The following is a 9,471-nucleotide window of genomic DNA, read 5'->3' as shown; positions in this document are numbered from 1 at the left end:
TGGTGGGTGCTGAGAGGCTCGAACTCCCGACCTACGCCTTGTAAGGGCGCCGCTCTACCAACTGAGCTAAGCACCCGTTGCTTGTCTCAGAAAACCATCCCGACGTTTGTCACCACGTCTGGAAGAGGCGCTATTATAGGACGGCTAAAATCCTTCTGCAAGCGCTTTTTCCAATTTTTTACCGTTTAGCTGTCAATTCCCCATTGCGACAGCATCCACGCCATATTGAAGGCGTTTTCGGCAATGGCGTTATAGCGGCCCGAAGCGCCGCCGTGGCCGGCGCCCATATTCGTTTTCAGCAGCAATGGATTGCTGTCCGTCTTGTACGCGCGCAGCTTCGCCACATATTTTGCCGGTTCCCAGTACATGACCTGGCTGTCGTTCAGGCCCGTCGTCACCAGCATGGCGGGATAATTCTTGCGTGCAATGTTGTCGTAAGGCGAGTAGCTGAGCATGTAGTCGTAGGCCGCCTTCTGGTTCGGGTCGCCCCATTCCAGGTACTCTCCCGTCGTCAGGGGCAGGCTGGCGTCCATCATGGTGTTCATCACGTCGACAAACGGGACGGCCGCGTGCACGGCGTGGAACAGGTCGGGACGCATGTTGACGACGGCGCCCATCAGCAAGCCGCCGGCGCTGCCGCCCTGGATGATCAGGCGGTTCGGGCTCGTCCATTTTTCGCGCACCAGGTAGTCGGCGCTGTCGATGAAGTCATGGAAGGTGTTTTTCTTCTTCATCAGCATGCCGTCTTCATGCCACGCTTCGCCCATGTCGGTGCCGCCGCGAATATGCGCTTGCGCATAGATGACGCCCCGCTCCAGCAGGCTGATGCGGCTGATGGAAAAAGTGGCTTCCGTCGAGATGCCATACGAACCATACGAGTACAGCAGCAGCGGCGCGGAACCGTCGAGCTTGACGCCCTTCTTGTAGACGACCCACAGCGGCACTTGCACGCCATCGCGCGCTTTCACCCACAGGCGCTGCGTGGTGTAGCGGCTGCCGTCAAAGCCGCCGACGATTTCCTGCTGCTTCAGCACCGTGCGCTGGCCATCCTTCATGCTGACATCGATGATGGTGGGCGGCGTGACAGGCGACTGGTACGACATGCGAAATTGCGTGGCCGAAAACTCCGGCGTGCCGGCGGCTGTGGCCAGGTAGACGGGGTCGTCGAACTGCACCGTCTTCCAGTTCTTTTGCGCAAAATCAAAGATGCGCGCGCGGTTCAGGGCACGCGCCTTTTCCATCACCACCAGATAGCCCTGGAAGACGTCGATGGACTGGATCACGGCATCCTTGTTGTGCGGCACGACGGGCTTCCAGTTCTTCGGCTGCGGCGCAGACAGGGGCGCGCTGACGACGCGGAAATTCTTCGCATCCTTGTTGGTGAGAATGTACAGCTGGCCGTCGCGGTGCTCGATGCCGTAGCGGTGGCCTTTTTCGCGTTTCAGCACGCTCTGGAAACTGCCTTGCGGCTTGCTCGTTGGCAACAGCAGCACTTCGGTCGTATCCGTGCTGCCCGAGGTGAGCACGAAGAACTGCCTGTCGTGCGTGCGGTCCACGTGGATGGCGAACTGTTCCACCGGCTCGTGGTAGACCTGTTGCGGCGCGCCGCCCAGGGCCAGGCGGAACACGCGGTCCGAGCGCTTGGTGGTGGCGTCTTCCTGCGCCAGCATCAGGGTGGCATTGTCCGCCGCCCAGGCCACGGACGTCACGCGCGGCATGCTGTCTGTGAGCAACTTGCCTGTCTTCAAATCCTTGACATGCAGCTCGTACTGGCGGAAACCCGTCGTGTCGGTGGTGTAGGCCAGCAATTGTTCATTCGGGCTGATGGCGAACGCGCGCACGGCAAAGAATTTGTGGCCTTCGGCCAATTGATTCTGGTCCAGCAAGACTTCTTCAAACGCCTGCGCATCGTAGGCGCCGCTGGCGCCGACGGGGCGGCGGCAGTGAATCGGATATTGCTTGCCCGCTTCTACGCGCGTGTAATAGTAAAAGTTGCCCTGGCGCGCAGGCACGGACAGGTCCACTTCCTGCATGCGTCCCTTGACTTCCGCATACACCTTGTCGGCCAGCGGCTGGATCGGCGCCGTGACGGCGGCCGTGTAGGCGTTTTCCGCGTTCAGGTAGTCGATCACGGCAGGATCGGTCTTCTTTTGCAGCCAGCGGTAGTCGTCCGTGACGACGGTGCCGTGGCGCGTTTCCTGCCAGGCCGTCTTGGCGGCGATGGGGGCGGTGGCGTCGGCGGCCAGCGCGGATGGCGCCAGCGTGGACAGCAGCAGGGCCGGCAGGATGGATGAGCAGGCGGCAATGCGGCGCAAGGCGTGATGTGCGGTGGACAAGGCAACTCCTTCGGTTCGTTGTTGTGCAGCAATTCTATTCTTGCTAAATAGAAAAGCCAATCATGATTTCAGTCAACACGGCGCGGCGCTTGCATCCACGGGCATTTCCAGCGATACTGTATATAACAACAGTATTTAACTGCATTCCGCCGCGAGGTGCCCTTGACCACATCTGCCTCCCCACTTCCCGAGCCGCCCGCCGCCCGCCGCTGGATAGCCCACCTGGACATGGACGCCTTCTTCGCGTCCGTGGAATTGCTGAAATATCCGGAATTGCGCGGCGAAGCCGTCGTCATCGGCGGCGGCCGGCTGCAGCAGCCCCTGCTGCAGGAAGATGGCACGCGGCAATTTGCGCGCATGCGCGACTATGTGGGGCGCGGCGTCGTCACCACCTCGACGTATGCGGCGCGCAAGTTTGGCGTGTTTTCCGCCATGGGCATCATGAAGGCGGCAAAACTGGCGCCCGACAGCATCCTGCTGCCCGCCGATTTCGAGGCTTACCGCGACTATTCGGCCCGCTTCAAGCAAGCCGTGGCCCAGTTGTGCCCCATCATCCAGAACGTGGGCATCGATGAAATCTATGTCGACCTGACGGAACATGGCGAGCAGGCGCCGGCCATGGCGGCGCGCCTGAAGGCGGCCGTGTTCGAGGCGACGGGCCTGTCGTGCTCGATCGGCCTGGCGCCCAACAAATTGCTGGCGAAAATCTGTTCCGACCTGGAAAAACCCGACGGGCTGACCATTTTGTCGCCCGAGGATATTGAAACGCGCGTGTGGCCCTTGCCGGCGAAAAAGATCAATGGCATCGGCCCGAAGGCGACGGCCAAGCTGGAAGCCTTGGGCATTATGAGCATCGGCGAACTGGCGCGGGCCGACATGGCCATGCTGCGCACGCAGTTCGGTGACCTGTACACGGGCTGGCTGCGGCAGGCGGCGCTGGGCATCGACGAGCGCCCCGTGCAGACGAGCCGGGAAACCAAGTCCGTCAGCCGCGAAACGACGTTCGAGCGCGACTTGCAGGTGGTGCGCGACCGCGCCACCCTGTCGGAAAAACTGGAAAGCCTGTGCACGCGCGTGGCGGGCGACCTCGACAAGCAGTCGCTGGCGGGGCGCACGGTGGGCATCAAGCTGCGCTTCGAGGATTTCAGCACCGTCACGCGCGACGTCACCCTGCCCAGCGCCACGGCGGACGCCGCCGCCATCCTGCGCGCCAGCCGCGACTGTTTGCGGCGCGTGCCATTTGAAAAGAAAATCCGCCTGCTGGGCGTGCGCATCTCGACCTTGTCCGATCCGGCCGTCGTGACGCGGCAGGCGCCGGCCCAGGCGGAGCTGTTTCCCGCCCTGTAGCGGCGTTTCCTACAAGATACATACCGCGCCAGACGGCGCTTTTGACGGCATTTTCACGTCGAAAGTGTAGAATGGCGTTCCCCTGGCACTACTGAAACAAACGGAAGACAAAAACTATGTGGTTCAAGAATCTTCAGATTTACCGCCTGCCCGCACCATGGGCCTATACGCCAGAACAACTGGAAGAGGCCTTGTCCTCGAACAAATTTACGCCGGCGACCAGCATGGATCTGATGCGCCAGGGCTGGGATACGCCACGCCCGAACGGCGGCCTGGTCCACGTGGTCAACAAGCAAATGCTGATCCTGCTGGGCACGGAAAAGAAATTGCTGCCAGCGACCGTCATCAACCAGGTGGCCAAGGCCCGCGCTGCCGAGATGGAAGAAGCGCAAGGCTTTGCGCCTGGTAAAAAGGCCATGAAAGAATTGAAGGAACGCGTGGCCGACGAGCTGCTGCCGCGCGCCTTCAGCATCCGCAGCAACGTCTGGACGTGGATCGACCCCGTCAACGGCTGGCTGGTGGTCGATGCCGCCAGCCCGGCGAAGGCCGATGAAGTCATCAAGCTGCTGTTGAAAGCCGTCGATAAACTGCCGCTGGAAAGCCTGCGCGTGCAGCGCTCACCCGTAGCGGTGATGACGGAATGGCTGCAGGCCGACGACGCGCCGGCCGGCTTCACGGTCGACATGGACACGGAATTGCGCGCCACGGGCGAGAGCAAGGCCACCGTGCGCTACGTGCGCCACACCCTGGAAGCGGACGACGTGCGCCGCCACATCGCGGCCGGCAAGCAGTGCACGCGCCTGGCCATGACGTGGAACGACAAGATCTCGTTCGTGCTGACGGAGTCGCTGGCGATCAAGAGCGTCAAGCCGCTGGACGTGATCAAGGAAACGGAATCGAGCACGAAGAACGACGAAGAGCGTTTCGACGGCGACGTGATGCTGATGACGGGCGAGCTCTCCAAGCTGATGGCCGACGTGGTCGAAGCTTTGGGCGGCGAAGCGACTGCATAAAAGCAGTTATATCGGTATGGAAAAGGAGCTTCGGCTCCTTTTTTTCGTCTGTGCAATATGTGGGCGCATAAAAAAGCGCCTTGCACGGTGAAGTGCAAGGCGCTTTCCAGACAAGCTAATTCACAACGTCAAATTAGAACTTGTAGTTGCCGGTGATGTAGAACGAACGCATCATTGGATCGGCGTAGCGTGGGTCGAAGCCGACCTGGTGGCCCGACGACGCGCGCAGCGACAGCGGCGGTGCACGGTCGAACAGGTTTTTGATACCTGCGCGGATCGTGGTTTGCTTGTCAAAGGCGAAACGTGCTTGCCAGTCGAACGTGGTGTACGACGGTACTTGCAGGCGGAAGTTTTTCTCTTCTTTCTGAGTAGCGAGGTTGTACACGGTAGCGGCTGCGTCGGTGTAGCCGTTACGGTAGTTGACCGTGACCGTGTTGCTCAGGCGGCCCGTGTCCAGGGTCGTCGTCAACTTCATCAGGTTGCGGAACGTGACTTCGTTGGTGTCGCCGAAGAAGTTCATGTTGCTGGTGTAGATATTGTCGCTACCTGCCTTGGTGTAGTTGGCGTGCAACATGTGCGTACCGCTCAATTGGGCGGTCAGCTTGCCGAAGTCAAACTTGTGGTTGGCCGACAGATCCCAGTCGATACCACGGTATTCCTTCTTGCCGATGTTGACCGACAGTTTCTTGAACGAGTAGTAGGTGATGCCGGTCGATGGTTCGGTATAGGTTCCGAAGCTCGATGCATACTTGATCGGATCGGCAAATGCCTGCTCTTCGGAAACTTCCGACACAGCATTGCGCAGTTTCACATCCCACAGATCGGCGCCGAACGAGAAGGCCGCGCTAGGCTCGACACGGAAGCCCAGGGTGAACTGCTTCGATTTTTCCGATTGCAGATCCGGGTTGCCTTGCGATACGGCATTGTATTGCGTTGCTTCCGCGCGGCACAGTGCGTTACCTGGGTATGGGCAGTCAAATTTCTTGGCGGTAAAGCCGGCGTTGACCAGTGGCTGAGCAATTTCCAGCATGCTTGGCGCCTTGAAGCCCGTGCCGTAGGAACCGCGGATCAGCACGGTCTGTACCGGCTGCCAGCGTGCCGATACCTTGTAGGTATTGGCGCTGTCTTTTTTGCCGACAGTTTTGTTGTTCAGCTTGTCATCGATCGCCTTGACGGTATCGTGACGGCCACCGACGGTCATTTCGAACGACTTGGTCAGCGGTGCCAGCAACTCGACGAACGCGCCGTAGGTGTCGCGGCTCATGTCGTAGGCAGGCTTGGTGTTGAAGCTGTAGATGTCGTCGCCGGTGGCGCCTGGCGATTGCTCATAGGTATAGGTGCGGTAGTCGCCACCGATACCCAGGCTGGCTTTGCCGCCTGGCAGGCTGAACAATTCACGCGAACCGTGCGTGTCGACGCCGCGCATCGTGGTCGATGCAGTACGCACGGAGCCGACGAATTGCGCGCCAGCGACCTGTGCTTGCACGGATGGCTTTTGCGTCGCTGCAAACGGATCGAACTCCGGATTGGCCAAAATATTCTTGAACGCCTGGTTTTTCTGGTAGCCGCCCGTGTAGCGCTCGTCGATCGAGTTTTGCGACCAGGTCAGGCCGCTTTCGAAGTTCCACGCGCCCAGTTCGCCTTCCACACCGACGACCATGTGTTTGGTTTCGGTGATGGTGTTGCTGGCGCGCAGGCCGAAGTCGCTGCTGCGGTAGTTGGCCGTCACGGATTTGACGTCGGCGCGTTGCGCTGGCGTCAGGTAGGGCGACACATAGGTGTTGTACAGCGCGCTGTCCTTGGCGATTGCGATCGGGATCGGATTGGCGGCGATACGCGCCGTCAGGTCGTAGCGCGAGTAGGCCAGTTCGGCGAATGCGTTCAGGTTGTCGTTCAGCTTGTACGTCGCTTTGGAGAACAGGCTGTCGCGTTTCGATTGCGGCACGACTTCTACGGTGGAGCCAGTGTCGAAGCCGCAAGCGCGTGCATTGGCGGTGGTGACGTCGAAACCTTCAGGGCAATTGCCATTTTTAGCCAGGTAAGGCGAAAACGCGGTCGATGGCGCACCGCTCTTGTAGGCAACCGTGGCGCCTGCTGGCGAAGCCGAGGTGCTGGTGCGGTCCCAGATGTAGTTATTGCCGTTGCGGCTGAATGGCACATACGAGCTAGCGGCGAACGTGCGGTCGGTGGCGCGCAGTTTCGACTGCTCGTCGTGGCGGTACGACAGCAGCACGTTGAAACGGTCTTCGTCCAGATCGCCGAAACCGTAGGTGACGCTGGTGTTCCAGGCGTTGCCGCCCTTGTCTTCCGGACCGCCATAGGTGGCTTCCAGGGTGGCGCCTTGCTGGTTTTTCTTCAGGATGAAGTTCAGTACGCCGGCAATGGCGTCCGAACCGTACAGGGCCGAAGCGCCGTCGGTCAGGATTTCGACGCGCTCAACGGCGCTCATTGGAATGGCATTCAGGTTGACCGTGGTGCCGGAACCTTGTGGCGCGATGCGGCGGCCGTTCAACAGCACCAGGGTGTAGGTTTCACCGATACCGTGCAGCGATGCACTGGTATTGCCGCCCGAGTCGGAACCGGCAGCGACTGCGCCGATGGTGAAGCCTTGCATGGCTGGCAGGGCCTGGATCAGGTCCGCTACCGAGGTGGCGCCCGATTTGGCGATCGCTTCTTGCGACAGGCGCTGCACAGGCAGGGCGCCTTCGACAGCGATACGCTTGATGCTCGAACCGGTAATTTCAACTTTTTGAATTGCTTCGTCCGCCATGGATTGGCCGGAGAACAAGACGCTGCCTGCCAGTACGGTCAGGGCCAGGCGTACGCTGCGTACGCCAATTTTTTCTTTAAATGCCATTGTAACAATTACTCCGTAGTAGTTTTAATAACGACAAGCAGTACACGAGCACCGCTCAGGCCATCGGATAGAGGGCCAGCGGAGGCGTGTACGGTAGGCGGAACCACGTCGGTGGGAGGTGGAAGACTACTTAGCGCAATATTGTTATAAATGCACTTTTGACTTGTCGAGGCAAACATTATGTCGTCTCAGCAAGGAAAAATGCATATCAACCGTGTCGGATTTGGCAAGAAATTGTAGATGCTGAAGAATATTTGATTTATTTGTTAAATTGCAGTTTTATATTTTTAAATATCAATGTTTTAAAAAATGAATAATGGCGTTTTTTTACAACATAAAATTATTATATTGGCAATTCGATGTTTTACCTATAATAATTCGAGGAAAACTCGTGTTTTGCAGAATTTATGCAAAGCAAAAAAATGTAAAAAAAGCCCGCTGAAAGCGGGCTTGTCGAGGTGCTGCAGAGTGGAAATCAGGCGCTGTGCTTGCCTGCTTTTCTGCGGCGTGCCATGAAGCCGACCAGACCGAGGCCGGCCAGCAGCATGGCGTATGTTTCCGGTTCAGGCACTGCGGCCACCGGCGAAGCGAAAGTACCGGTAAAGGTAGAGTAATTGCCATACTGGTTGCTGGCAGATTGTGCGGTCGCGGCGCCATAGCCGAAATAGGTGCTGATGCCGACCGTGTTGGTGCCGACGGCAACATTGCTCAGGGTAATGCTGAAGTTGGCGGTCGAGCCAGGGGTGTACACGGACGGCGTATTTTGACCCCACCAGGTGTAGGCCGCGTAGCCCGAGGGCGCCACCAGGTTTTGCGAGCCGTCACCGTATAGGTCGAGCTGAGCGCTGGCGCCCTGCGACCAGAAACCGGGAGCGCCGTTCAATGGCGCAGGGGCGGTGGAGCCGACCAGCGTGGCGGAGACGGGAACGAAAATCGTGAATCCGTCCAGGCCCGTCTGGCCGCCGATACCCTGGTTATTGTTCAAGACGCTGTAATCGAAGGTCCACGTGTTCGCGCCTGCGGCCGTGGCCGATGCCGTTACCGTATATTCATTGGTGAGGTTGGTCGTCGCGTGGGCGGCGCCGCTCAGCGCAAACGCGGCGGCCAAGGCGCCCAGTTGGAGCAGTTGTGCAGCCGATTTGCGCTTGATCATGATGGGTTTTCCAGATGGGGTTAGTCGATGACCCGAATATAGCATCGAACGCCAGGAAAAAATTGCAATTATGAACAATTATATTGTTTTTTTGCTTTCTTTATTTCCGCATGGGAATTAATGGCGTGATTCTTTATTTTTCTGGAAATGTTGCACGTGCTTTCTGTTGTTGCGCTGCGACGTTGCCGCAGCGCAATAGCATCACAGCGGCTGGAATACCCCGGCGGCGCGGTTCTTTTGCACATTGTCCCAGGCGAAGATCTGGCCATTCATGGCCACGTACACGCCGGCCGGCAAGGTTTGCGCCACGCCGCAGGCAAAGCCCAGGTTGAACAGGGCATCGGAATTGTCGATTTCGTAGGGAATCATGGCGCCCGTGAGAATCACCGTTTGCTGCAGGTTCGCCGCGCCCAGCACTTGCGCCGTTTCGCGCATGGTGTCGGTGCCGTGGATGATGACGATGGCTTTTTCCTGTGCCGCGCGGCACGAGGCCAGCACGCGCTGGCGGTCTGCATCCTGCATGTCGAGCGAGTCCAGCAGCGGCAATTGCTCCAGCGCCACGGGCGCCGTCATGCGCGCGCGGGCAATCGCTGCCGGCAAATGACTGTCGGAAAAGCCCAGGGTACCGTTCAATTCGTTGTAGTGTTTGTCGAAAGTGCCGCCGGTGGCGAGTATGCGCAAAGTCATGATGTGGTCACGATGTCAGTGGAGAATGACGCGCATGATAGCGTGGATTGTGTCCCTTGCGTGAATGGCGGGCCGGTG

Annotated in this window: 6 protein-coding genes and 1 tRNA gene; 2 read left to right on the top strand and 5 right to left on the bottom strand. The window is 59.1% G+C overall.

All coding sequences use genetic code 11. The features are described 5' to 3' along the window. Together AC1RJW_RS27625 and AC1RJW_RS27620 are read right to left on the bottom strand one after the other, a co-directional pair. Positions 1–76: transfer RNA gene (locus AC1RJW_RS27625), tRNA-Val, on the bottom strand. A 109-nt stretch (positions 77–185) separates the two neighbouring features. Then, a complete protein-coding gene (locus AC1RJW_RS27620) occupies positions 186–2,336 on the bottom strand; it encodes a S9 family peptidase (RefSeq protein WP_493047735.1) in 2,151 nt (716 codons plus the stop codon). Positions 2,337–2,498: 162 nt separating this feature from the next. Here AC1RJW_RS27620 and dinB point away from each other — a divergent pair, with 162 nt between their 5' ends. Both dinB and AC1RJW_RS27610 read left to right on the top strand, forming a co-directional pair. Next, complete coding sequence (gene dinB, locus AC1RJW_RS27615) at positions 2,499–3,683, top strand: DNA polymerase IV (RefSeq protein WP_493047734.1); 1,185 nt, start codon at positions 2,499–2,501, stop codon at positions 3,681–3,683. 116 nt (positions 3,684–3,799) lie between these two features. Beyond that, complete coding sequence (locus AC1RJW_RS27610; protein ID WP_034754435.1) at positions 3,800–4,696, top strand: recombination-associated protein RdgC; 897 nt, start codon at positions 3,800–3,802, stop codon at positions 4,694–4,696. 133 nt (positions 4,697–4,829) lie between these two features. Here AC1RJW_RS27610 and AC1RJW_RS27605 read toward each other — a convergent pair whose 3' ends face one another. From AC1RJW_RS27605 to AC1RJW_RS27595, 3 genes are all read right to left on the bottom strand, one after another. Next, the gene (locus AC1RJW_RS27605; protein ID WP_493047733.1) at positions 4,830–7,553 is read right to left on the bottom strand and encodes a TonB-dependent receptor; all 2,724 of its coding nucleotides are present in this window, start codon (positions 7,551–7,553) and stop codon (positions 4,830–4,832) included. A gap of 475 nt (positions 7,554–8,028) precedes the next feature. Continuing rightward, the gene (locus AC1RJW_RS27600; protein ID WP_493047732.1) at positions 8,029–8,706 is read right to left on the bottom strand and encodes an FxDxF family PEP-CTERM protein; all 678 of its coding nucleotides are present in this window, start codon (positions 8,704–8,706) and stop codon (positions 8,029–8,031) included. A 201-nt stretch (positions 8,707–8,907) separates the two neighbouring features. Beyond that, positions 8,908–9,393: an asparaginase domain-containing protein gene (locus tag AC1RJW_RS27595; RefSeq protein ID WP_034781194.1), complete on the bottom strand. Its 486-nt coding sequence runs from the start codon at positions 9,391–9,393 to the stop codon at positions 8,908–8,910. Positions 9,394–9,471: the final 78 nt, after the last annotated feature.

The sequence above is a fragment of the Janthinobacterium sp. GW822-FHT07A03 genome, from assembly GCF_058798815.1.
The sequence above is the reverse complement of the archived record's forward strand: the minus strand, read 5'-3'. Positions and strand labels throughout refer to the sequence as shown.

Excerpts from the sequence above, each read along its gene's own strand:
- AC1RJW_RS27610 (WP_034754435.1), top strand. The coding sequence starts at position 3,800 with ATGTGGTTCAAGAATCTTCAGATTTACCGCCTGCCCGCACCATGGGCC.
- AC1RJW_RS27605 (WP_493047733.1), bottom strand. The coding sequence starts at position 7,553 with ATGGCATTTAAAGAAAAAATTGGCGTACGCAGCGTACGCCTGGCCCTG.
- AC1RJW_RS27600 (WP_493047732.1), bottom strand. The coding sequence starts at position 8,706 with ATGATCAAGCGCAAATCGGCTGCACAACTGCTCCAACTGGGCGCCTTG.
- AC1RJW_RS27595 (WP_034781194.1), bottom strand. The coding sequence starts at position 9,393 with ATGACTTTGCGCATACTCGCCACCGGCGGCACTTTCGACAAACACTAC.